25 protein-coding genes, 3 riboswitches and 1 other annotated feature are annotated in these 21,934 nt (G+C 45.4%); of the genes, 9 read left to right on the top strand and 16 right to left on the bottom strand.

Translation table 11 applies throughout. The features are described 5' to 3' along the window. Window positions 1–40 precede the first annotated feature (40 nt). The 3 genes from QF06_RS05655 to ykoG are packed head-to-tail and all read right to left on the bottom strand — an operon-like array spanning window position 41 to window position 2,772. Window positions 41–721: a PepSY domain-containing protein gene (locus QF06_RS05655; RefSeq protein WP_017695084.1), complete on the bottom strand. Its 681-nt coding sequence runs from the start codon at window positions 719–721 to the stop codon at window positions 41–43. After that, the gene (ykoH, locus tag QF06_RS05650; protein WP_019712476.1) at window positions 718–2,082 is read right to left on the bottom strand and encodes a two-component system sensor histidine kinase YkoH; all 1,365 of its coding nucleotides are present in this window, start codon (window positions 2,080–2,082) and stop codon (window positions 718–720) included. Before ykoH ends, QF06_RS05655 begins: the two co-directional genes overlap by 4 nt. Before the next feature lie 3 nt (window positions 2,083–2,085). Continuing rightward, window positions 2,086–2,772 carry a two-component system response regulator YkoG gene (ykoG, locus tag QF06_RS05645; RefSeq protein WP_032730473.1) on the bottom strand — a complete coding sequence of 229 codons (687 nt, stop codon included), beginning with the start codon at window positions 2,770–2,772 and terminating at the stop codon, window positions 2,086–2,088. Window positions 2,773–2,873: 101 nt separating this feature from the next. Further along, window positions 2,874–2,986: riboswitch (TPP riboswitch) on the top strand. 96 nt (window positions 2,987–3,082) lie between these two features. Between ykoG and thiU the strand changes: the two genes are divergently transcribed. From thiU to thiX, 4 genes are read left to right on the top strand one after another with little or no spacing between them, the layout of a single operon-like run. Beyond that, window positions 3,083–3,685, top strand: coding sequence for an HMP/thiamine ABC transporter substrate-binding protein ThiU (gene thiU, locus QF06_RS05640; protein ID WP_032730472.1), 603 nt, complete (start codon window positions 3,083–3,085; stop codon window positions 3,683–3,685). A gap of 1 nt (window position 3,686) precedes the next feature. Further along, window positions 3,687–4,286 carry an ECF transporter S component gene (locus QF06_RS05635; protein WP_003232554.1) on the top strand — a complete coding sequence of 200 codons (600 nt, stop codon included), beginning with the start codon at window positions 3,687–3,689 and terminating at the stop codon, window positions 4,284–4,286. Continuing rightward, window positions 4,273–5,916: an ABC transporter ATP-binding protein gene (locus QF06_RS05630; RefSeq protein WP_019712473.1), complete on the top strand. Its 1,644-nt coding sequence runs from the start codon at window positions 4,273–4,275 to the stop codon at window positions 5,914–5,916. Before QF06_RS05635 ends, QF06_RS05630 begins: the two co-directional genes overlap by 14 nt. After that, the gene (gene thiX, locus QF06_RS05625) at window positions 5,891–6,655 is read left to right on the top strand and encodes an HMP/thiamine ABC transporter permease ThiX (RefSeq protein ID WP_019712472.1); all 765 of its coding nucleotides are present in this window, start codon (window positions 5,891–5,893) and stop codon (window positions 6,653–6,655) included. The genes QF06_RS05630 and thiX overlap by 26 nt, the downstream gene beginning before the upstream one ends. A gap of 30 nt (window positions 6,656–6,685) precedes the next feature. Here thiX and rsbRB read toward each other — a convergent pair whose 3' ends face one another. Then, the gene (gene rsbRB / locus QF06_RS05620) at window positions 6,686–7,519 is read right to left on the bottom strand and encodes an RsbT co-antagonist RsbRB (RefSeq protein ID WP_003232560.1); all 834 of its coding nucleotides are present in this window, start codon (window positions 7,517–7,519) and stop codon (window positions 6,686–6,688) included. A 222-nt stretch (window positions 7,520–7,741) separates the two neighbouring features. Here rsbRB and isp point away from each other — a divergent pair, with 222 nt between their 5' ends. The 3 genes from isp to guaD all read left to right on the top strand — a co-directional run bounded on the left by isp (window position 7,742) and on the right by guaD (window position 12,048). Beyond that, window positions 7,742–8,701, top strand: a complete 960-nt coding sequence (gene isp, locus QF06_RS05615) for a serine protease Isp (protein WP_014479598.1) — start codon at window positions 7,742–7,744, stop codon at window positions 8,699–8,701. Between the two features lie 132 nt (window positions 8,702–8,833). Next, a riboswitch (SAM riboswitch) is annotated at window positions 8,834–8,989 on the top strand. Window positions 8,990–9,116: 127 nt separating this feature from the next. After that, the gene (metE, locus tag QF06_RS05610) at window positions 9,117–11,405 is read left to right on the top strand and encodes a 5-methyltetrahydropteroyltriglutamate--homocysteine S-methyltransferase (protein WP_015715762.1); all 2,289 of its coding nucleotides are present in this window, start codon (window positions 9,117–9,119) and stop codon (window positions 11,403–11,405) included. A 172-nt stretch (window positions 11,406–11,577) separates the two neighbouring features. Continuing rightward, the gene (guaD, locus tag QF06_RS05605) at window positions 11,578–12,048 is read left to right on the top strand and encodes a guanine deaminase (protein ID WP_003245084.1); all 471 of its coding nucleotides are present in this window, start codon (window positions 11,578–11,580) and stop codon (window positions 12,046–12,048) included. 49 nt (window positions 12,049–12,097) lie between these two features. On the opposite strand, the gene QF06_RS05600 is transcribed toward guaD, so the two are convergent. Continuing rightward, window positions 12,098–12,268 (bottom strand): hypothetical protein, encoded by a 171-nt coding sequence (locus QF06_RS05600; protein ID WP_003232568.1) that lies wholly within the window; start codon window positions 12,266–12,268, stop codon window positions 12,098–12,100. Window positions 12,269–12,294: 26 nt separating this feature from the next. Next, on the bottom strand, window positions 12,295–12,705 hold the full coding sequence (locus QF06_RS05595) for an organic hydroperoxide resistance protein OhrB (protein ID WP_003232570.1): 411 nt from the start codon (window positions 12,703–12,705) through the stop codon (window positions 12,295–12,297). Between the two features lie 142 nt (window positions 12,706–12,847). Here QF06_RS05595 and ohrR point away from each other — a divergent pair, with 142 nt between their 5' ends. Continuing rightward, on the top strand, window positions 12,848–13,291 hold the full coding sequence (ohrR, locus tag QF06_RS05590) for an organic hydroperoxide resistance transcriptional regulator OhrR (RefSeq protein ID WP_003245653.1): 444 nt from the start codon (window positions 12,848–12,850) through the stop codon (window positions 13,289–13,291). 31 nt (window positions 13,292–13,322) lie between these two features. Here the strand turns inward: ohrR and QF06_RS05585 are convergent, their stop codons facing one another. The 9 genes from QF06_RS05585 to QF06_RS05545 all read right to left on the bottom strand — a co-directional run bounded on the left by QF06_RS05585 (window position 13,323) and on the right by QF06_RS05545 (window position 20,289). Beyond that, window positions 13,323–13,748 carry an organic hydroperoxide resistance protein gene (locus QF06_RS05585; RefSeq protein WP_041333815.1) on the bottom strand — a complete coding sequence of 142 codons (426 nt, stop codon included), beginning with the start codon at window positions 13,746–13,748 and terminating at the stop codon, window positions 13,323–13,325. A 125-nt stretch (window positions 13,749–13,873) separates the two neighbouring features. Further along, window positions 13,874–15,121 carry a glutamate-5-semialdehyde dehydrogenase gene (proA, locus tag QF06_RS05580; protein WP_043940107.1) on the bottom strand — a complete coding sequence of 416 codons (1,248 nt, stop codon included), beginning with the start codon at window positions 15,119–15,121 and terminating at the stop codon, window positions 13,874–13,876. 11 nt (window positions 15,122–15,132) lie between these two features. Continuing rightward, complete coding sequence (gene proB, locus QF06_RS05575; protein WP_014479591.1) at window positions 15,133–16,230, bottom strand: glutamate 5-kinase; 1,098 nt, start codon at window positions 16,228–16,230, stop codon at window positions 15,133–15,135. Between the two features lie 52 nt (window positions 16,231–16,282). After that, window positions 16,283–16,493 (bottom strand) — a binding site (T-box leader). A gap of 87 nt (window positions 16,494–16,580) precedes the next feature. Beyond that, window positions 16,581–17,483: a formyltetrahydrofolate deformylase gene (purU, locus tag QF06_RS05570; RefSeq protein ID WP_043940106.1), complete on the bottom strand. Its 903-nt coding sequence runs from the start codon at window positions 17,481–17,483 to the stop codon at window positions 16,581–16,583. Between the two features lie 70 nt (window positions 17,484–17,553). Next, entirely contained in the window at window positions 17,554–17,871 is a 318-nt protein-coding gene (gene ykkD, locus QF06_RS05565) for a multidrug efflux SMR transporter subunit YkkD (protein WP_015252242.1), read from the bottom strand. Beyond that, window positions 17,871–18,209 (bottom strand): multidrug efflux SMR transporter subunit YkkC, encoded by a 339-nt coding sequence (ykkC, locus tag QF06_RS05560; RefSeq protein ID WP_003232583.1) that lies wholly within the window; start codon window positions 18,207–18,209, stop codon window positions 17,871–17,873. The genes ykkD and ykkC overlap by 1 nt, the downstream gene beginning before the upstream one ends. Window positions 18,210–18,286: 77 nt before the next feature. Continuing rightward, a riboswitch (guanidine-I (ykkC/yxkD leader) is annotated at window positions 18,287–18,398 on the bottom strand. A gap of 32 nt (window positions 18,399–18,430) precedes the next feature. After that, window positions 18,431–18,949, bottom strand: coding sequence for a GNAT family N-acetyltransferase (locus tag QF06_RS05555; RefSeq protein ID WP_015252243.1), 519 nt, complete (start codon window positions 18,947–18,949; stop codon window positions 18,431–18,433). Then, the gene (locus QF06_RS05550; RefSeq protein ID WP_015715760.1) at window positions 18,939–19,466 is read right to left on the bottom strand and encodes a DinB family protein; all 528 of its coding nucleotides are present in this window, start codon (window positions 19,464–19,466) and stop codon (window positions 18,939–18,941) included. The genes QF06_RS05555 and QF06_RS05550 overlap by 11 nt, the downstream gene beginning before the upstream one ends. A 91-nt stretch (window positions 19,467–19,557) precedes the next feature. Next, a complete protein-coding gene (locus QF06_RS05545; RefSeq protein ID WP_015715759.1) occupies window positions 19,558–20,289 on the bottom strand; it encodes a DUF421 domain-containing protein in 732 nt (243 codons plus the stop codon). A 144-nt stretch (window positions 20,290–20,433) separates the two neighbouring features. Between QF06_RS05545 and QF06_RS05540 the strand changes: the two genes are divergently transcribed. Further along, window positions 20,434–20,658, top strand: a complete 225-nt coding sequence (locus QF06_RS05540; protein WP_015715758.1) for a hypothetical protein — start codon at window positions 20,434–20,436, stop codon at window positions 20,656–20,658. Window positions 20,659–20,734: 76 nt separating this feature from the next. Here QF06_RS05540 and hmpA read toward each other — a convergent pair whose 3' ends face one another. After that, window positions 20,735–21,934 (bottom strand): NO-inducible flavohemoprotein, encoded by a 1,200-nt coding sequence (gene hmpA, locus QF06_RS05535; RefSeq protein ID WP_003232593.1) that lies wholly within the window; start codon window positions 21,932–21,934, stop codon window positions 20,735–20,737.

Below are 21,934 nucleotides of genomic sequence, written 5' to 3'. Positions count from 1 at the left end.
AAGGAAAACGAGAGCAAGATGAGAATTTGATGAGAAACCGTCAGTCTTCATACACAATGTTAGCTACCTTTCCTGTGTAGGCATTGATTTTCACTGTCGCTTCCTTATTATCAGGAAGATCAACGTCCACTTCAAAGATGAGAGTGCCCTCACTTTCTTCGAGATCTGCGTCATCCGCTGTTCCTCCCGTTTCTCGCTCAGCAATTGTTTTGGCTTCTTTTTTCGTAATCGGCGTTTTTTGTTGATCTTTGCTGCTGATTTGATCGGCAGACAAGACTGTTTTTGCCTGCATGTCTACCTTCACTTCGTATGTTTTCCCGTCTTCTTTTTGTATGGTATAAGTGGCAACTCGACTTTGTCGTGTTTGTTTTTTGACCGTTCCCGGCACCCGCTCAAGCGCGAGATGCTCGGCTTCTTTTTCTGTCATGGCAGATGGATTCACTGCTTTTACTCTATTCATTGAAAGAATGTCAGCCGATATTGCGTCTGCTTTTACAAAGTAAGTTCCCTTTTGATTTTCAAGCGTTATATCATATGTTTTTTTATCCTTTGATTGTGTTGCTTTCGTGACCTTGCCTTCATAAGAAGATTCGACTTTTTTTACGACAGTCTCCTTTGACAATACGTTCTCATGGGTTTGCCGAATGATGAGAAACGTACAGATGATGACAACTAAAATGGCTGCTGCGGCAAAAGATACTGTTTTTATTGTTTTAGTCATCGGCCTCCCCCATTCTGTTCGCTGAATTGCATGGTGACAGCTGTTCCTCGTCCCGGCTTGCTTTTGACAGACAGCTCAATGCCATGCTCATCGGCGATTTGCTTGGCAATGGAAAGGCCTAAACCCGTTCCGCCTGTTTTTCTGTTTCGTGCCTCATCTGCCCGGTAGAACCGTTCGAACAAATGCGGGATATGCTCCTCAGGTATTCCGATGCCTTCATCCCTCACTGACAGAAATGGCCGTCCATTCCTCGTTCCGGCTGACATCTCAATAGGCTTTTCACTATACTTTATTGCATTATCAAGCAAAATGGTCAACAGCTGCTTGATGCGTTCTTCATCAGCCTTTACAAGCAGGCTCTCTTTATCTGTTTCAAGCAATATGTCACGCTGATAAACGGACTGGAGCGTTTGCATAACCGCGCGCGCCGCTTTAATCAGATCGATTGTTTTCAGATCAACCTCGAGTCCTTGATGGCTTTTGGCCAGCGCCAAAAGCTGATTGGTCAGTTTTTTCATATGCACTGCTTCTGAGTGAATGGCTTCTATCGACTCCTCAAGCACCTCCGGCTTTTTTGCCCCCCACCGCTTCATCAGGCTACTGTAGCTTTCTATAATGGTGAGCGGCGTTTTCAATTCGTGTGAAGCATCTTGAACAAATTGCTGCTGTTTATCATAGTGCTCCTTCAGCATCATTGCCATTTCATTAAATGTCAGCCCCATTTGATACAATTCATCGTTGGACTGTCCTTCTAAAGAAATCGTTTTAAATTCTTTGTCTCGCTGTATGTCTTTCATTGTGATCATTAATCGTCTGATCGGATTGATGATACGGCGGGCAAGCAAGCTCCCGGCAAAAAAAGAAGCAATGCAGACAGCAGCACTTGCAGCGATTAAGATGATTTTCAGCAGAAACAGACTCTCTTCTGTGTTCTCCAGCCTTTCAACCAGCTGAAGAGACACCACTTGTCCATCGGTCCAAATCACCGGAACAGCAGCCTCGGCAAACAGCTTGCCGTCATGTTTCCTCACATCTGCCGTTTCTCCGCTATGAAAAGAGAGAGGAAAACCTTTATAGGCTTTTTCTTTTGTGATCGTCATAACGGCTTTTTGATCACCATTCACTACACGCACCATGCCATTTGCCGGAAGATAGGCCTGCAGCATATCCTGCAAAGCCACTCCTTCTGTTTCAGCGGCACGCAGCGCTTCGGCAATGTTATCCGTCTCATCAGCAAGCCGGGATGCATCCTTTGATGTCAGCGCAGACGAAAAAATGAGATAGACTGCGGTATGCACCAAAATTAATAAAATCAACAGTGATATTGATGTGTATAGATGAATCTTGGTCTTCAGCTTCATCGTTTACCCCTTAATGGCATAGCCGACCCCGCGAATCGTATGGATCAGCTGTTTTTCGTAAGGATAGTCCAGTTTTTTTCTGATGTATCTTATGTAGACGTCCACGACATTTGTATCACCGATATAATCAAATCCCCATACCGAGCTTAGAATTTGCTCCCGTGTCAGCACTTGCTGCGGATGCTTTAGCATATAGACGAGTAGATCAAATTCCCGCGGCGTTAATTCCACCTCTTTGTCTCCGCGTCTCACTTCACGGGTTTTTTCGTTCACCCGCAAATCGTCATATGTAAGAAAGGTGCCGATATCTTCCGTTTTTGTTCCATTTTGCCGCAGCGCCGCCCTGATTCTCGCAAGCAATTCCTCGATTTCAAACGGCTTGGTGACATAGTCATTTGCACCGATGTCCAGACCTGTTACCTTATCAGGAATACTGTCTCGCGCCGTTAATAATATGACCGGTGTCTGCGGATCCGTTTTTCTCAAGCGGCGCAGCACTTCCAGTCCGCTAAGCCCCGGAAGCATGACATCAAGAAGCACCAAGGAATACCCGCCTTTCGCTGCCGCATCCAGACCTTCTGTGCCATTGTGTTTGATGGTGACGCTGTATCCTTCATATTCCAATTCAAGCTGAAGAACCCTGGCGATTTTTTCTTCATCTTCCACAATTAATATGTGTCCTTTTTCCAAATTTGATCATCCTCTCCCGTCCCTATATGAAAAAAATGATTTCGTTGTTTACAAAATGATTCTTATCATCTATTATGATGTCAAAATAAAAAATTGTATACGGAAAGCACTAGGGGTGCTGTTTTGGCTGAGATAAAGCGCGGAAGAAACGCGCTTTGATCCCTTATGACCCGATCTGGATAATACCAGCGTGGGGAAGTGCAGGTTGACCGAATGGTGTATTTTTTTGTGCGCTTAATCGATCTATGACTGCATATTCCCTTAGGATATGCAGTTTTTTATTTTACCAAAAAAACAGGAGGTCGGAGAAATGGAGCATATTTGCGGTACAAGCAGAATCGCCGGTTTTCGCTTCTCTTTATATCCGATGACGGATGATTTTATCAGTGTGATCAAGTCTGCGCTGAAAAAAACAGATACATCCAAGGTTTGGACGAAAACCGACCATATCAGCACGGTGTTACGCGGATCGATTGATCATGTATTCGATGCTGCAAAAGCCATTTACCTTCATGCAGCAAACAGCGAACAACACATCGTCATGAACGGCACGTTTTCCATTGGATGCCCGGGTGACACACAGGGGGATACATATCTTTCCAAAGGTGATAAGCGTGTCAATGAAGATGCTGTCCGAGGCTTGAAGGCGGAAGCGCCGTGCCAATTTGCCCTTTATCCAATGAACGAGCCGGATTATATGGGGTTGATTATGAAGGCTGTCGACATTGCAAAAGCCCAAGGCACTTTCGTACAGAGTGTCCATTACGCGAGCGAGCTTGACGGGGATGCGCATGACGTATTCAGCACATTGGAAGCCGTTTTCCGCATGGCCGAGCAGCAAACAAACCATATCACCATGACTGTGAATCTTTCGGCTAACAGTCCATCAAGAAAAAACAGAAAGCAGGGATAAAATGAAAAGCTGGAAAGTAAAAGAAATTGTCATCATGTCCGTTATCAGTATCGTATTTGCCGTTGTTTATTTATTATTTACACATTTCGGAAACGTGCTTGCAGGTATGTTTGGGCCAATCGCCTATGAACCGATTTACGGCATTTGGTTTATCGTTTCTGTGATCGCCGCGTACATGATTCGAAAACCGGGTGCGGCGCTCGTTTCTGAAATCATTGCCGCTCTCGTTGAGTGCCTGCTGGGAAATCCGTCTGGCCCGATGGTCATCGTCATTGGCATTGTTCAAGGGCTCGGGGCTGAGGCTGTATTTCTTGCAACACGCTGGAAAGCATACTCTCTCCCTGTCCTTATGCTGGCCGGTATGGGGTCTTCAGTAGCCAGCTTTATCTATGATCTCTTTGTTTCTGGCTATGCAGCCTATTCACCAGGTTATCTGCTCATTATGCTTGTGATCCGTCTCATTTCCGGCGCGCTTTTGGCGGGGCTTCTCGGAAAAGCTGTCAGCGACTCTCTCGCTTATACAGGTGTGTTAAACGGAATGGCACTCGGAAAGGAACTGAAAAAGAAACGGAAGCGGGCGTCAGAACATGCAAGCCTTTGATGAGCTTCTGACGGTTGAGCAGCTCAGCTTCTCTTATGAAGAAGACGAGAAACCGGTTTTTCAAGACATTTCGTTTGAGCTTCAAAAAGGAGAATGTGTTTTATTATTAGGACCGAGCGGATGCGGTAAAAGCTCGCTCGCCCTTTGTTTAAAAGGTCTATATCCGGAGGCTTGCGACGGCATTCAGTCCGGACATGTCTTTCTATTTCAAAAGCCGGTCACAGATGCTGAAACCTCCGAAACGATTGCTCAGCATGCCGGGGTCGTTTTTCAGGATCCTGATCAGCAGTTCTGCATGCTGACGGTGGAGGACGAAATAGCGTTCGGGCTGGAAAATCTGCAAATTCCAAAAGAAGAAATGACAGAGAAAATCAACGCCGTATTAGAAAAATTACGCATTACCCATTTAAAAGAAAAAACGATCTCAACCCTTTCAGGAGGACAAAAGCAGAAAGTGGCTCTCGCCTGTATTTTGGCGATGGAGCCTGAGCTTATTATTTTAGATGAGCCGACCTCTCTTTTAGACCCTTTCTCAGCGCGGGAGTTCGTTCATCTGATGAAGGATCTTCAGCGGGAAAAAGGTTTCAGCCTCCTCGTCATTGAGCACCAGCTTGATGAATGGGCGGCTTGGATTGAGAGAACGATCGCGCTTGACAAATCAGGCAAAAAAGCGCTGGATGGCCTGACGAAAAATCTATTTCAACACGAAGCGGAGACACTAAAGAAATTGGGCATCGCCATTCCAAAGGTCTGTCATCTGCAGGAAAAGCTGAGTATGCCGTTTACTTTATCAAAAGAAATGCTGTTCAAAGAGCCTATTCCCGCCGGGCATGCCAAAAAGAAGGAAGCTCCTTCTGGGGAGAGTGTGCTTGAAGTCAGCAGCCTTTCGTTCGCGAGAGGACAGCAGACGATTTTCAAAGACATCAGCTTTTCGTTGCGCGGAGGCTCTTTAACGGCGCTTGTCGGTCCGAACGGCACTGGAAAATCGACGCTCTTATCAGTTCTGGCCCGTCTCATGAAACCGCAAAGCGGCAAAATCCTTCTTTATGACCAGCCGCTGCAGAAATATAAAGAAAAAGAATTGCGTAAACGGATGGGATTTGTTTTTCAAAACCCTGAGCATCAATTCGTCACCGATACGGTGTATGATGAGCTTCTGTTCGGCCAGAAAGCAAATGCTGAAACTGAGAAAAAAGCGCAACACCTGCTGCAGCGTTTTGGTCTTGCGCATTTGGCTGATCATCATCCGTTTGCGATCAGCCAAGGGCAAAAACGGCGACTGAGCGTAGCTACTATGCTCATGCATGACGTAAAGGTTTTATTATTAGACGAACCAACCTTTGGCCAGGATGCCCGCACGGCGGCTGAATGCATGGAAATGATTCAGCGTATCAAGGCAGAGGGAACCGCTGTCCTTATGATTACACACGATATGGAGCTAGTCTCTTCGTATGCTGACAGCGTGCTTGTGCTTCACGATACGGGCCTGGCCTTTGACGGATCTCCAGCGCAGTTGTTTTCTCAAGAAACAGGGCTTGTTCAAAAAGCAAAGCTCACCCTTCCCCTTCTATATGAATGGATGGCATTTCAAGAGGAGGTGCGTGATGAAGCAGCCGTTACATCTCATTAATCCGACTGTGAAAGCGGCGGCGGTTTTTTGTTGTGTCGTCATGCTGTCGTTTATTTACAACCCATACACTCCGGCATGTTTTTATATCATCATCGTTGCGGGCGTTCTACTGGCGGCCGGAATCCCATTGAAAAAATGGTTGTTGTTTACGATTCCGTTTTTGATTTTAGCATTCGGATGCGTGTGGACAGCCGCAGTTTTTGGAAAAGTGCCGACAACACCGGATAATTTTTTGTTTCAAGCAGGCCCTATCTCAATTAACAGCGATAATGTGTCTGTCGGCATCTCTCTCGGGTTTCGTATTTTATGCTTTTCCGCCTTATCGATGATGTTTGTTTTTACAACCGATCCGATTTTATTTATGCTGAGCCTTGTCCAGCAGTGCAGGCTCTCACCAAAGCTCGCGTACGGTGTCATTGCAGGCTTTCGCTTTCTTCCGCTGTTAAAGGATGAGGTCCAGCTGATTCAGCAGGCTCATAAAATCAGAGGAGGAGCGGCGGAGAGCGGCATCATGAATAAAATCAGTGCGTTAAAACGATATACCATACCGCTATTGGCAAGCGCCATCAGAAAAGCGGAACGGACAGCGCTTGCGATGGAATCGAAAGGATTTACAGGAAGCAGAAACCGGACATACTACAGGACATTGAGCGTGAACCGGCGCGACTGGGTGTTCTTTTGCCTCGTCCTCATATTATTCGCGGGATCCTTTCTCGTATCTTTATGTTTCGCATCATAAAAAATCCGCTATCACAGATAGCGGATTTTTTTATTGATGATAGTTTAATGCTTGGGCAAGGTTGGTTTTAATGGTAATATTCGAAAAGTCAATCCCCAGCTGTACAGCAGTTTGCGCAATTTCAGGCCTGATTCCTGACAGGGTTGACCGGACACCGATCAGATTAAGCGCCTCAATCAATTTAAAGATCTGGTGCGCCACCATCGTATCCACCACAACAACACCTGACAGATCGATTAACAGATGCTCCACACGTCTTTTCGCACAAGCTTGAAGCGTGTTTTCCAGAATAAACTTCGCCCGTTCGGTATCAATGTCACCGACAAGTGGCAGCAGAGCTGTTGATTTGCTCAGGGTAATGACAGGTGAGCTTAATTCCAATATCATTTCTCTTTGGGCGTTTAATTGCTGCTTGGCATTCATTTCAGCGTGATCAACGAATGTATAAATGGTGAAATCAAATACTTTTACAATCAAATCTGCCCATTTTTGCTTCTCTCCCGGTTCAAACGCTGATTCATTTTCTTCTGCGAACTTCTCAAAATACTTCGTATATAATCTCCTGTTTCTCATAAACTCCCGAATGACATACTGAACCGGTGTGTCGAGATGTTTTTGATCGTTGGTCAGCTCAATGACCCACTCTTGAAACTCTTCGAGAAATTGTTTTTCCGGTAAAACATACATGTAATTCAGATGCCGGTAAAATTCTCTGTCCTGCTCTTTCAATTCTTCCGTTACTGTTGCATTATGTAGGGCGTAAAGCGAATTCGGATCACTTTCCTCCATCGTTTCAATCCATTCCTCGGCCATTTGTTCCACATGCTCTGAAAAAAATGCATATAATTTTTCATTCAGTTTCATGACACTGCTCCTTTCCCCAACACTATTATAACTTGACTTACAGTTGAATCCCAGTCATACACGCCGAAGCCACCCAATATTTTGAAAATTACTAATTCTTTGGTGTGTATCCTATTTTTTCAAAATGCTTCAAATGGCTCTGTCCGAGCGCTTGTTTTTTTCATATAATATGAGACAACACCCTTGAATCCACTTGCAAGCATAAAAAAGGAGGGCTTTTTTATGAATGGTGAAATCCGCTTGATCCCGTATGTGACGAATGAGCAGATCATGGATGTAAACGAGCTTCCTGAGGGCATTAAAGTGATTAAGGCGCCAGAAATGTGGGCAAAAGGGGTAAAAGGCAAAAATATTAAAGTTGCTGTATTAGACACGGGCTGCGACACAAGCCACCCTGATTTAAAAAATCAAATCATCGGCGGAAAGAACTTCACGGATGACGACGGCGGCAAGGAAGATGCGATTTCCGACTACAACGGACACGGCACACACGTCGCCGGAACAATTGCAGCTAATGATTCAAACGGAGGCATTGCCGGAGTCGCGCCTGAGGCAAGCCTATTGATTGTGAAGGTTCTTGGCGGCGAGAATGGCAGCGGACAATACGAATGGATAATTAACGGCATCAACTACGCGGTGGAACAGAAAGTCGACATCATCTCAATGTCCCTTGGAGGGCCAAGCGATGTGCCAGAGCTGGAAGAAGCAGTGAAAAACGCAGTGAAAAACGGAGTGCTTGTCGTTTGTGCAGCGGGAAATGAAGGTGACGGCGACGAACGCACAGAAGAGCTTTCCTACCCCGCAGCTTATAACGAAGTCATTGCAGTTGGATCTGTTTCAGTAGCGCGAGAATTATCAGAATTTTCTAACGCGAATAAAGAGATTGACCTTGTGGCACCAGGAGAAAACATCTTATCCACCCTTCCCAACAAGAAGTACGGTAAGCTGACCGGCACTTCAATGGCTGCCCCTCATGTCAGCGGTGCGCTTGCTTTAATCAAAAGCTATGAAGAAGAATCATTTCAAAGAAAGCTTTCTGAATCTGAGGTTTTCGCACAGCTAATCCGCAGGACACTTCCTCTTGATATTGCAAAAACGCTGGCAGGCAATGGATTCCTGTATTTAACAGCTCCTGATGAGCTCGCAGAAAAAGCAGAGCAATCACATTTGTTGACCCTATAAGATTATTTTTCTTATATAATATACACCACATCATGTAAATAAAAATTTCAAATTCTATGTTGACAATGAATTTGAATTACTGTTAAGATTACCAACAAATGATTCAACTTTTCAAAAAATTAATAACATTTTCTCTTATCGAGAGTTGGGCGAGGGATTGGCCTTTTGACCCCAACAGCAACCGACCGTAATACCATTGTGAAATGGGGCGCACTGCTTTTCGCGCCGAGACTGATGTCTCATAAGGCACGGTGCTAATTCCATCAGATTGTGTCTGAGAGATGAGAGAGGCAGTGTTTTACGCAGAAAAGCCTCTTTCTCTCATGGGAAAGAGGCTTTTTGTTGTGAGAAAACCTCTTAGCAGCCTGTATCCGCGGGTTAAAGAGAGTGTTTTACATATAAAGGAGGAGAAACAATGACAACCATCAAAACATCGAATTTAGGATTTCCGAGAATCGGACTGAACCGGGAATGGAAAAAAGCACTTGAAGCGTATTGGAAAGGCAGTACTGATAAAGAAACGTTTTTGAAGCAAATCGACGAACTATTTTTATCCGCAGTAAAAACACAAATTGACCAGCAGATTGATGTTGTGCCTGTTTCTGATTTCACACAGTATGACCATGTACTCGACACAGCAGTCAGCTTCAACTGGATCCCGAAACGGTTCAGACATTTGACTGACGCTACCGATACATACTTCGCTATCGCCCGCGGAATCAAAGACGCTGTATCTAGTGAAATGACAAAATGGTTTAATACAAATTACCATTACATCGTTCCGGAATATGACGAGAGCATTGAGTTCCGTCTGACAAGAAACAAACAACTCGAAGATTATCGCCGGATCAAACAGGAATACGGTGTGGAAACAAAGCCTGTGATTGTCGGCCCTTATACGTTCGTTACGCTTGCTAAAGGCTATGAACCGTCTGAAGCAAAAGCGATCCAAAAACGCCTTGTGCCATTATATGTACAGCTTTTGAAAGAGCTTGAAGAAGAAGGCGTAAAATGGGTTCAAATCGATGAGCCGGCGCTCGTTACCGCCTCTAGTGAAGATGTCCGCGGTGCAAAAGAATTATTTGAAAGCATTACAAGTGAGCTTTCATCCTTGAATGTGCTTTTGCAGACGTATTTTGATTCTGTTGATGCTTATGAAGAGCTGATCTCTTACCCGGTTCAGGGAATTGGCCTTGATTTCGTTCACGACAAAGGCAGAAACCTGGAACAGCTTAAAACACATGGCTTTCCGACAGACAAAGTGCTGGCAGCCGGCGTTATCGACGGACGCAACATTTGGAAAGCGGACCTTGAAGAGCGTCTCGATGCCGTTCTTGATATTCTCAGCATTGCAAAAGTTGATGAACTGTGGATTCAGCCTTCCAGCAGCCTGCTACATGTTCCAGTAGCGAAACACCCTGATGAGCATTTGGAAAAAGACCTATTGAACGGATTATCCTACGCAAAAGAAAAGCTGGCCGAGCTGACAGCTTTGAAAGAAGGCTTAGTATCAGGAAAAGCGGCGATCAGCGAAGAGATTCAGCAGGCTAAGGCTGATATCCAGGCGCTTAAACAGTTTGCAACAGGCGCCAATTCCGAACAAAAGAAAGAGCTTGAGCAATTAACCGATAAAGACTTCAAGCGCCCGATTCCGTTTGAAGAACGTTTAGCCCTGCAAAATGAATCTCTCGGCCTTCCGCTTTTGCCGACGACAACGATCGGAAGCTTCCCGCAGTCTGCTGAAGTGCGGAGCGCACGCCAAAAATGGCGGAAAGCTGAGTGGTCCGATGAACAGTATCAAAACTTTATCAATGCGGAAACAAAAAGATGGATTGATATTCAGGAAGAATTGGAGCTTGATGTCCTTGTTCACGGCGAATTTGAACGGACAGACATGGTCGAATACTTCGGTGAAAAGCTGGCCGGTTTCGCCTTCACTAAATATGCCTGGGTTCAATCATACGGCTCACGCTGTGTCCGCCCGCCAGTCATTTACGGAGATGTTGAATTTATTGAACCGATGACAGTGAAAGACACAGTCTACGCACAGTCATTGACTTCCAAGCATGTGAAAGGAATGCTGACGGGCCCGGTTACAATCTTAAACTGGTCTTTCCCTCGAAACGACATCTCGAGGAAAGAAATCGCCTTCCAAATCGGGCTTGCCCTTCGCAAAGAAGTTAAAGCGCTTGAAGACGCAGGCATTCAAATCATTCAAGTCGATGAACCAGCGCTGCGTGAAGGCCTTCCATTGAAAACCCGCGATTGGGATGAGTATTTGACTTGGGCGGCAGAAGCTTTCAGATTAACCACTTCTTCCGTGAAAAACGAGACACAAATTCATACACATATGTGCTACAGCAACTTCGAAGATATCGTTGATACAATCAATGATCTTGATGCCGATGTGATTACAATCGAACATAGCAGAAGCCACGGAGGATTTTTAGATTACTTAAAAAACCACCCGTATTTGAAAGGGCTTGGCCTTGGTGTATATGACATTCACAGCCCTCGTGTGCCGTCAACTGAAGAAATGTACAATATTATCGTTGATGCGCTTGCCGTCTGTCCGACTGACCGCTTCTGGGTAAATCCAGACTGCGGATTGAAAACAAGACAGCAGGAAGAAACGGTTGCAGCATTGAAAAATATGGTTGAAGCCGCAAAACAGGCAAGAGCACAGCAGACACAGCTAGTATAATTTGAAAAAACCATCTGCATTTGGCAGATGGTTTTTTTCTATAATACAGCCACAATCGGTTTCTTATTTAGCAAATCCCCCAAATACTTTGTTTATTTTGCACTTTTTTAAGAATGTTCTTTGCATTCTTTTCGGCTATACTAATAACACTCTATTGACAGGAGGGATTGGGATGAATCATGAAACGTTCTTAAAACGGGCTGTCACTCTCGCATGTGAAGGAGTGAATGCAGGAATCGGCGGGCCTTTTGGAGCCGTTATCGTGAAAGACGGAGCCATTATTGCAGAGGGACAGAACAACGTCACAACAAGCAATGATCCGACTGCCCACGCGGAAGTCACAGCTATTCGGAAAGCCTGTAAGGTGCTAGGAGCCTACCAGCTTGATGACTGCATTTTGTATACGAGCTGTGAACCATGCCCAATGTGCTTGGGCGCCATCTACTGGGCCCGGCCTAAAGCCGTTTTCTATGCAGCTGAGCACACAGACGCTGCCGAAGCCGGGTTTGATGATTCATTCATTTATAAAGAAATTGATAAACCTGCTGAAGAAAGAACGATCCCCTTTTATCAAGTGACACTAACAGAGCATTTATCCCCGTTTCAAGCATGGCGGAACTTCGCCAATAAGAAAGAATATTAAAAGGATCAGGCATGCGCGGCCTGGTCCTTGTTATTTCTCCAAGTAGCCGCTATGCCCTGTGCAAATACAAAACAGCATATACGCGCAATTCAGCACGGCAGACACCGTGCCAGCCACCCGCTTCATCTGTAACTTTTGGTTTAAAGGCATGCTTCAAACGCTTCTCTGAAGTTTTATCATAAATCTGTGCCCGCCCCGCATGTCCGACACCAAAAAACATCCTGAGAATCCTCAGGATGCCGGTCATTATTTTAATTCTAGTTTTACATCAACATTTCCTCTGGTTGCCTTTGAGTAAGGACAGAATTCATGAGCGGCGTTGACAAGCTCTTGTGCCTTTTCCCGATCTAAATCTTTCGTGTTCACAACAAGTGTGACACCGATTTTAAACCCGCCGTCGCTCTCATCCTTCATGAGGCTGACCTGCCCTTCAATCTCCGAATCAATTTCGATATTCTGCTCTTTGGCTACGTGTTCGAGCGCGCCGCCGAAGCATGCAGCATACCCTGCCGCAAAGAGCTGTTCCGGATTTGTGCCGGTTTGTCCTTCTTTTTTGGCATTTGGCATGACAATATCAAAATCAAGAACACCGTCATCTGATGTAATATGTCCTGCTCGTCCGCCTCGCGCGGTTACTTTTGCTGTAAATAGTGCCATATTTCCCAACCTCCTTATTTGTATCTAGTTGTTATATTTCCCTTTCTGATCTTTTTAAACATGCTATGTTTGCCGAGAATAGGAAAAGTGAGGTTTTTCAGATACAATAGAATCGAATGACAAAAAAGAGTTGGTGAACAAAATGGAAAATAAATTTGATCATATGAAATTGGAGAATCAGCTTTGTTTTTTGCTATATGCGAGTTCGCGGGAGATGACAAAGCAATACAAGCCGCTGCTTGATAAGCTGAATATAACATACCCTCAATATTTGGCTTTGCTTTTGTTATGGGAACATGAAACGCTTACTGTCAAAAAAATGGGCGAACAGCTGTATTTAGATTCAGGAACGCTCACTCCGATGCTTAAACGAATGGAACAACAGGGTTTGATTACGAGAAAAAGATCTGAAGAGGATGAGCGGTCCGTGTTGATCAGCCTGACAGAGGACGGAGCGTTATTAAAAGAAAAAGCGGTTGACATTCCAGGGACAATTCTGGGGCTCTCAAAGCAGTCTGGGGAGGATCTCAAACAGTTAAAGTCCGCTCTATATACATTACTGGAAACACTTCATCAAAAAAATTGAGGATGCCTTGTACAAGGCATCCTCTTTTTATTTATTCAGCAACTTCAAGTGTCACATCAATATTTCCGGAGGTTGCTTTTGAATACGGGCAGACGCCGTGCGCTTTTTTCACAAGCGCCTCCAATTCTAATGCACTGACTCCTTCTCCTTTTACTTGCAGCGTCACACCAAGCTTGTAACCTTGGTCCGCTTCATCCTTTAACAGACTTACATTCGCTGTAACCTCTGTCTCTACTTTTACCCGTTCTGTTCTTGCAACAAGCTGCAGAGCGCTGTCAAAGCAAGCTGCATAACCTGCTGCAAACAGCTGCTCTGGATTTGTCGCTTTTTCTAATTTCTTGGCTCTCGGTGTCCCCGGCATTGCGACATCAAGCTCAAGAACGCGGTCTGATGAAATGACCTTTCCTTCTCTTCCTCCTACCGCTGAAACAGTTGCTGTAAATAATGGCTGACTCATTTTTCATTCCTCCAATACGTTTTATACAATTTAATTGTATACAATTAAATTTGAAATGTCAATTTTTCTCGTATAAAAAAGCTTATCTCGTAATGAGATAAGCTTTTTTATTGAACATTGCCCCGCTATTCACGGATTTGCCCAGTTCCTTTAATGATGTATTTTGTAGAAGTCAGTGCAGGAAGCCCCATCGGTCCTCTTGCATGAAGCTTTTGCGTGCTGATGCCGATTTCGGCTCCGTAGCCGAATTCAAAGCCGTCGGTAAAGCGGGTTGACGCGTTATGATAGACAGCGGCAGCATCGACAGCCGTTTGAAAATATGCCGCGTTTTTGTCATTTTCAGTTAAAATCGCTTCAGAATGATTGGTGCCGTATTGTTGGATATGCTTCACAGCTTCTTGGACGTTTTCAACCGTCTTTACACTGAGGACAGGCGCTAAAAATTCGGTTTCCCAATCTTCTTTTGATGCTTGTTTGCTTGAAGGATGAAGTTCACACACCAATTCATCACCCCGAATTTCAACTCCCGCGTTTTCCAGCTGGTCCAGCAATTCTTTCCCGTGCTGTCTTGCCCAAGCCTTGTGAATCAGCAATGATTCAATCGCGTTGCATACGGAAGGGCGCTGCGTTTTGGCATTTACGACAACCTTTTCTGCCATTTGCGGTTTGGCTGTTTCGTCAATGAATATGTGGCAGTTTCCTGCTCCCGTTTCTAATACAGGAACTGTTGATTCTCTCACAACGAGATCAATCAGTTTCTTGCCTCCGCGCGGAATCAATACGTCTAAACCATCATTTAACGTAAAGAGCTCTTTTGCTGTCTCTCTGCTCGTATCCTCAATCAGCTGCACAGCGTGAATCGGAAGCGCTGATTGCTCAAGTGCTCTGTGAATGACACTGACGAGCGCTTTGTTGCTGTGGATGGCTGAGGAGCTTCCCCGCAGCACAACCGCGTTCCCTGTCTTCAGGCAAAGGGTAGCCGCATCAACTGTGACGTTTGGCCTCGCCTCATAAATCATTCCTACGACACCAAGCGGCACACGGATTTTTTCAATAAACAGGCCGTTTTCTTTTTCAATCGTTTCAAGAGAGTCGCCGATTGGGTCCGCTAAGTCGATTAAGAGCTCCACCGCGTCCGAGATATCGCGTATACGTTTCTCATCCAATGTGAGACGGTCAATGATGTCCGGTGTTAAACCATTCTCTTTTCCGTTCACAATGTCTTTTGCATTCTCCGCCAAGAGAAAATCCAGTTCTTTGCGGAGTCCGTTTGCAATGAGGCTGAGCGCCTCATCCTTCTCGGCTGTTGTTTTCATGATCATTTCGGCTGCTGCTTCTTTCGCCAGCTTCGCTTTTACAGAAACTTCACTCATTTTTCCGCCTCCTAGTCTTTTACATTGACCCAGTCATTCCTATGAATAACCTCAAACGTTTTCTCAAAATCAAGTTCGTCACTGCGTTTGCCCTTGGCCTCCATAATCTCCTCAGAGGAGTAATGGGTTTGGCCTTTGCCGATCACGCCGCCCGGTCCCCTGACTTCCACAACCGCCCCTTTCGGAAAGCTTCCGTTCACACCCACAACGCCAGCGGGCAAAAGGCTGCTTCCATTATGGATCATCGCCTCTTCGGCACCCGCATCAATGATAATTTCTCCCGATATCGGCGAGTGGAACTGAATCCACTGCCTTGTGTTGTTAACCGAAGATAGTTCTTTGTCTCCGATATAAGTGCCGTCTCCCCTGCCGTCCAAAATGTCCGCAAGTTTTTGCTCTCCGCTGCCTGTTCCAATGAATACTTTCACTCCCAGAGACAGCGCGGTTTGTGCGGCTAACAGCTTTGATTTCATTCCGCCGGTGCCGACCTTTGATCCAGCTGAACCTGCATATCCAAGCAATTCAGGCGTGATCTCCGGCAAATAATCAAATCGTTTCGCCTCAGGATTTTCATTTGGATTGGCATCATACAGTCCGTTAATGTCGGTGAGAATCATGAGCTGGTCCGCGTGAATCAATCCGCTGACTAACGCAGAAAGCATATCATTATCTCCGAATGTCAATTCTTCAACAGAGGTAGAATCGTTCTCGTTGATAATCGGAATGACGCCGCGCTCTAATAATTCCATTATCGTAGCATACGCGTTTCGGTACCGTTCTCTTTTCGAAAAATCATTTCTCGTTAAAAGGATTTGTCCCGGAGTCAGTGAGTATTGTTTAAATTGATTCATATATTGCTGCATTAACAGTGTTTGTCCGACCGCGGCCGCCGCCTGTTTTCCTTTGATGGTAACGGGACGGGATGGATAACCGAGGCTGGAAAACCCCGCCGCTACGGCACCCGAGGTAATCAGAATCATTTCATGCCCCGCTTTTTTTAACACGGAAATCGCCTGAACATGCTCTCTGATTTTTGCCTCATCAATGCTTCCTTTGCTATTCGTGAGCGAACTGCTTCCTATTTTCACTACTATTCTTTGTTTTTTCATTTATTCTCCTCCGCGGCTCTTCTACAATAAAAAAACCCATTTCATCCTGATTCATAAGGACGAAATGGGTTTCCGTGGTACCACCTTGATTGAACGCGCTTGTGCACGCTCCGCTCTCCTGTAACGCCAGGTTATGCGCCTAGGTTTTCCCCCTAGGACTCCAAGGCAGGTTCGGCAGGTTTCATGCGGCAAAATGTTTCAGCGATTCATTTTGCTCTCTGTCACAGAAAGGTCTGCTTACTAATCCTCTTCAACGCTCAATGATTTTTTTATATTATGCAAAGAAAAAAGACACTTGTCAAGGTTTTTTGTCATCAAAAATAGCCCGCATTGCGCGGGCCTCTTGCAGTCTAGTTAAAGACGATTGTTTTATTTTCATGAACGATGACACGGTCTTCCAAATGCCATTTCACAGCACGGGCAAGCACGCTGCGCTCAATTGTTCTTCCGATGTTTTTCAGCGCTTCCGCATTATCGCGGTGGTCCACACGCTCAATATCCTGTTCAATGATCGGCCCTTCATCAAGATCGTTTGTCACATAATGAGATGTCGCACCGATCAGTTTCACGCCGCGCTCGTAGGCCCGTTTGTACGGATTCGCACCGATAAAAGCTGGCAGGAATGAATGGTGGATATTGATGATGCGATTCGGATGAGCCGAAACAAAATCAGGAGTTAGAATCTGCATATAGCGTGCGAGCACGATGACATCAACATCGTACTGCTCCAGCAGTTCAAGCTGCTTCTTTTCGACTTCCGCTCTGATGTCTTTGTTCGCTTTCATATAGTGGAATGGAATGTTCAGGCGCTCAACCAGCTCTCTCGCTTCCTCATGGTTACTGATGACAACAGCGATCTCCGCCATCAGGTTGCCGGTTTGCCATTCCCAAATCAGCTCATGCAGGCAGTGGAGCTCCTTTGATACAAAAATGGCGACACGCTTCAATTCGCTTGCCAAAGTTAAGCTCCATATCATGTCGAATTTTTCCGCAACAGAGGCAAACGCCGCCTGAAGAGATGCTTTTTTCTCACGAATGCCCGCGCAGTCGAATTCGATTCTCAGGAAGAACCGGCCGCCTTCAGGGTCTGTCGTATATTGATTTGATTCTATAATATTGGCACCGTGTTCAAATAAAAACGCGGAAACTGCAGAGACGATACCCGGCTGATCGGGGCAGCTGACCAAGAGCCGCCCTTTATCCTCATTTCCGTCACGGTATTCGTCCAACCGCTGAGTCATATATGATTTCATGAATAATCCCTCTTATCTTTGTAAGTCTAAACTATTTATCCATTATACTGAAGATTTGATAAAAATCAATTTATGACAGAATTTTTAAACCAACTGCTGAGCATAAAATCAACGCGATAAAGAAGATCCGTTTGGCGTCTTTCTGCTCCTTGTAAAAGAGGATGCCGATAAGCGCCCCGCCGGCGGTGCCAATTCCTGTCCAGACCGCGTAAGCCGTTCCCATCGGAATGGTTTCCATTGCGTACGACAGCAAGGAAAATGAAGCGGCAAAACCAACAATGATCAACAGCACCCATTTCACGCTTTTTTCTTTCGCATATTGATTCATAAGGGCCACGCCGGCCATTTCTAAACAGCCCGCGCACAATAAACTGATCCAGTGCAGCATTATGCCTCGCCTCCTTTTTCCTCTGTCTCATCCTGTGTCACAAGCTTCAACCCGATTACACCGATTAAGAGCACGCCAATTAACAATAGCTTCGGCCATCCAACCGGTTCATGAAAAAGAACGATTTCACTAAGTACTGTTCCCGCTGTGCCGAGCCCGGTAAAGACGGCATACACGGTACCAACAGGCAGACTGTGAGTCGCCTTCATTAGAAGGTAAAAGCTAAATATGATGCCGATGGCAGTGCCGCTCCATGTTAAGGCTGAGTCAGCGTGCTTTAAGCCTATCACCCAAACAACCTCGAAAACAGCGGCAAGCACGACCAATCCCCATTTCATTTTGAGTCATTCCTTTCTATCTATTAAGATTCTCCGAAAACAAAAAAACCCCGGACAGTCGTCTCACATGAGATTGACTCTCCCGGGCTTTTTTCCCTCCGTGTGCATACGCGCTTCTATTTACGCGTATGTGTTTTCTCTCGGACCAGTCCATGTCAATTGACATGCGGAACCCTAGAAAACTTTACATGATATCATGATACTAAACTGAGCTCTATCTTTCAATTGTAAGATTTTCTTTCATATACCGCGATCGGTTTATTCCATTTTCTGATCGTTTTGCTGTAATGCATGCCGATTTTCTCCGCTACCCGTATGGACGCTTTGTTACCCGGATCAATCAAAGCCGTCATTTTGCCGAACTGCCGCTCGTTAAAGCCATAGTCCAGACAGGCCCGAGCCGCTTCTTGCGCATAGCCGTTCCCCCAGTGGCGGCGGGCAAACATATATCCAATTTCCATTACGGTTTGATTTTCGATCTGCTGGGGAACGATGCCGCATTGCCCCAAAAACTCCCCTGTCCGCTTATCTTCGGCGATCCACAGACTAACGCCGTACCCTTTTTCATTTCGTTGGTTCCAATTGACCCACTCGCGGGTTTGCCTCTTATCTTTTAAACCGGAATAATATGTCATGACGTCAGGATCATTAAAAAGCAGCCCAAACAAAGTGGCTTGATCCCGATCTTCCATACAGCGCAAACGAATTCGATCGGTCACAAGCTTCGTTTTAGCATTCATACTTCGCCACATCCTGCTTCCATTCTTTTTTGAGAGCTTCAATATGTGCCTGATGATAGCGGTTATGATCTGCCATATGCCAAATTCCCCATCGTATCGTCGCGGTGTCACCTTCGAAGGAAAGCGGCTGGTTCAAAGCATTTTCAGTTAAAGTGAAGCATACCGATTTCAACTCCTCTACTACATGCTGATGTCTTTTCAGGAGTTCATCTAAGTCTGGCTGATTCACCGGTTCAGGCAGCCGTCCGCTTTCATCTGTCATCGGGCCGTATGCCTGTTCAATATGGTCCGGTATCCGATTTTCCTTGATACGCCAGACCCATCTGATATCAACATTTGTGATATGGTGCAAAAGCTGAGCCGTGCTGTTTTTTGTTTGGCAGCGCCCCTTATAGTAAAGTTCACTGTGTGTCATATGGCTTACGATGGAAGCCAGACGGAGACTGTTTTCTTCCACTGCGGAATACAGCAAACTGACCGTTGGCGCCATGTCGTTTCTTATGGATAAGTCCTTCATGTTCAGTTCCCCTCCTAACTAGGTACATTTGACACCAAACAAAAATTCCCTTTAAAAAAGAAAAAAGCTCTCATTACAAGAGAGAGCCATCTTAATTGTTATTTCCCGGTTTATATAAGTAAGGATCATGCTGCGGTTCATTAGCGGTATTTAAATCAAGGGATATATCACCGCGTGCATTCATCGTGCCAAGGGTAATCGAAGACAGCAGTTTGGGGCTGTACCCTTTTTCCTCAAGCTTCTCAAACAGCCAGGATCGGTTTTTTTGGAGATATTTCAAATTATGATCCAGGATTTCGCCATCCAGTATGAGCGGAATCGGGATAAAATTCCGTTCAGCTTCCATATTCAAATCCCGCACCTGCACCGCTCTCGCTTCCTCTTTCGGGATGACGCTTACTTCTCCCGTTTCTTCAATGATAGCAAGATCAATGTCAGCCGGGTCGGCATAGCCCTTTTCCCTCAGCTTTCCGAGCAGCTCATTAACAGTCAGCCTTTCTTTACGAAGGCCGCGTTCATCAATATCCCCGTTTCGGATTAGGACAGTCGGGCTCACGACTAGGAGCCATCGCCATTTATTAGATAAAGAGAGCTTGCTCATGATAAGATAAAGCACCAAAAAAGCACCCGCATAATAAATTGACATCGGCAGCTTGGATGTAAGGATCGGCTCACTGATAATGGTTCCGATTGCGAAGGTCAAAAGCAGGTCAAAATTGTTCATTTGTGACACAGCTTTTTTACCGGCAAGCCGAAATAAAATATATGCAATCGAAAATACGATAACTGGCTTCAGTAAAAATACCCATACCATCCATAACACCGATCTTTACCTCCATCCGCTGGTCATATTGAGCCTATTGTGCCCCGTGGCAGGCCCTCTATGCATCAGTGTCTAGGCGAACGTGCATATCGCCTGAACATAACATAATAGAAAGTGACACCGATTGGAGGCGCAATACGCAATATGAAAAATCAGAAGTCGAATGCCCTTTGGCCCTTTGATCTGCCATTGGCTCCCCAACCCGAGGGCTACCAGCAGCAAACAATCGACAGGCTGGCCGGTTTGGAGCTAAGGATGGAGCAACTAATTAGAGCGATTGAGGTAAACAATGAATTGCTGAGAACAATGCAAGAACAGCAAAACCGTGTATGCACAAATGGCGGCGGGTCTGTGATTGTCCGGATGTAGAAACCGGCGCTTGTCTGCCTTCTTATATCTCAATAAAAAACTCTTCTCTGAAAGGAGAAGAGTTTCATGTATGTGTTCAAACGGACTGCGCCAAACTTAATTGCGGGCCGAATAGCTCGTAATGGATAGACTCCGGCGCTGATCCGAGCTCTGATACAAGCTTATGCATTGCCGTAATAAACGACGGTGAACCGCAAATATAGTAATCCGCATCTGTGTTGGCAATCAGTTCTTTGAGGAATTGCTGATCAATCTGTCCTTCATGAAAATGCAGATCACCTGCACGGTCTTCCTCTGTCGGCTCGCGATACACAAATGCTGTTTTAACAGCAGAATGTTTTGCTGCTTCTTCTACTTCATGGCGCAATGCATGATATTCACTGTTTTTCGCCGCATGAATGAACAGAATTTGCCGTTCAGGCTGTTTGGAAACAGATGTTTTCAGCATGCTGATCATTGGTGTAATGCCAACTCCGGCACTGATCAAAACGAGATCTTTTTGTGATGCATGATCTAAAACAAAGTCCCCTGCCGGTGCGCTGATCTCTATTGAATCTCCCTCCTGCAGCCCATCGTGTAAGTAGGAAGACACGACACCATCTTTCTTCACTGAAATTCGATAATAGTCTTTTCCCGGCATATCAGACAGGCTGTACTGGCGGATATGCGTATATTCAGAATCAGGAATCCGCACTTTGATGCTGATATATTGCCCTGCTTGGAATTCAGGTAACGGCTTGCCGTCTTCCGGTTTCAAATAGAAGGATGTAATTTCTTTGCTTTCCCGCTCTTTTTTTGCGATAACGAATGGCTTATACTCCTTCCAGCCGCCGGCTTGCTCTTCAGCCTGTTCATACATGTCTTTTTCAATTCCGATGAACGCGTCAGCAATGACTCCGTACGCTTTTTCCCATGCCTGCATAATGTCAGGAGTTGCAGCGTCTCCCAATACATCTTTAATCGCAATCAGCAAATATTTACCGACGATTGGGTAGTGCTCAGGCTTAATTCCGATACTGCGGTGCTTGTGGCCGATTTGTTTGACAACCGGAATGATGTTTCCTAATTGGTCAATGTTTGCCGCAGCTGCAATAACGGCATTTGCCAGTGCAGTTCGCTGTGTTTTTTTCTTTTGGTTTGTTTGATTAAAAATGTTCAAAAGCTCTGGATGGTCTTGAAACATCCGATCGTAAAAACGGCCAGTGATTGTTTCTCCATGCTGTTGCAATACGGGTACAGTGCTTTTAATAATTTCGATTGTTTTGTTATCTAACAT

Source organism: Bacillus sp. YP1, assembly GCF_000877815.1.
Lineage (GTDB): Bacteria > Bacillota > Bacilli > Bacillales > Bacillaceae > Bacillus > Bacillus subtilis.
Note: the sequence above shows the minus strand (reverse complement) of the source record. Positions and strands in the feature narration are given on the sequence as shown.